The 968-nt window shown below is 38.1% G+C and carries 1 protein-coding gene; it reads left to right on the plus strand.

Going from position 1 to position 968, the window contains the following annotated elements:
- Positions 1–200: 200 nt before the first annotated feature.
- Entirely contained in the window at positions 201–779 is a 579-nt protein-coding gene (locus ACFINE_RS09815) for a hypothetical protein (protein WP_375621898.1), read from the plus strand.
- The last annotated feature ends 189 nt before the right edge of the window (positions 780–968 follow it).

A 968-nucleotide genomic window follows, 5' to 3' on the forward strand; every position in this document is an offset into this window, starting at 1 on the left:
TGATGCATATCCTGAGTTTGGGAGCGAAGATGATTATTATCGTCATGAGTATTATGCTGATTTTGAAGGGTATTATGGCGATGATAATGACAGCGAATATGAAAGTGATGCTGCGTAAATGACACGCGCGGGCGCGGCGGGGGCGCCCTCCTTTAAACATCTCATTTAAAAATTTAAATCTCTATAAAGGAATTGTGCTCATGCAAAAGAAGTTTGCACTCACAAATGAAACGCGTGTATTTGGTAATCATACCCTTTATCGCATTAAAGCATTAAAAGACTTTTCTGATGTTAGAGCTGGTGCCTTGGGTGGCTTTATTGAAAAGGAAGATAACCTCTCTCATGAGGGAAATTGCTGGGTGTATGATGAGGCTCTTGTGTTTAAAAATGGTCACGTTTATGAAAATGCAAGAGTTTTTGGCAATGCTGTCACTTGTGGTCATATCTATGGTCATGCGCGGGTTTATGACAATGCTATCATTGCTGGCTATGTTTATGATAATGCCCATGTTTATGGCAATGCTGTTATTTCTGATAATTCCCGTGTCTATGGTAATGCTCATGTGTATGGCAAGGCTATTATTTATGATAATGCCTATGTTTATGACAATGCTAGGGTTTATGAAAACGCTCGTATAGCAAATAACGTACATGTTTTTGAAAATGCTAACATTCATGGCATTGCTGTTATTCGTGAAAATGTCGGCGGGTCTACTAAAATAAAAACCTATACTGAACGTCTCTCTCCTTATGGTGAATTAGAGATTGTCTGGGTCTAATCAATAAAGCAGTGTAAATGAAAGCACGGGCGCGGCGGGGGCGCCCCTCTTTCAAATTTTCCCATTCCAAATTTTATCAAATGTTTATCACATTAAATTGTGAGGGTATCTCTATGTGCAAAAAATATGAATTAACCAGTGAAATCAAAAAAATCAAACATGCTCTTACTCGAAATATTATAAACCTTT

The organism is Bartonella sp. AA97HXZ (assembly GCF_042196985.1).
In the GTDB taxonomy this organism is placed as follows: Bacteria; Pseudomonadota; Alphaproteobacteria; order Rhizobiales; family Rhizobiaceae; genus Bartonella.

Coding starts and splice junctions, on each gene's coding strand:
- ACFINE_RS09815 (WP_375621898.1), top strand. CDS start 201: ATGCAAAAGAAGTTTGCACTCACAAATGAAACGCGTGTATTTGGTAAT.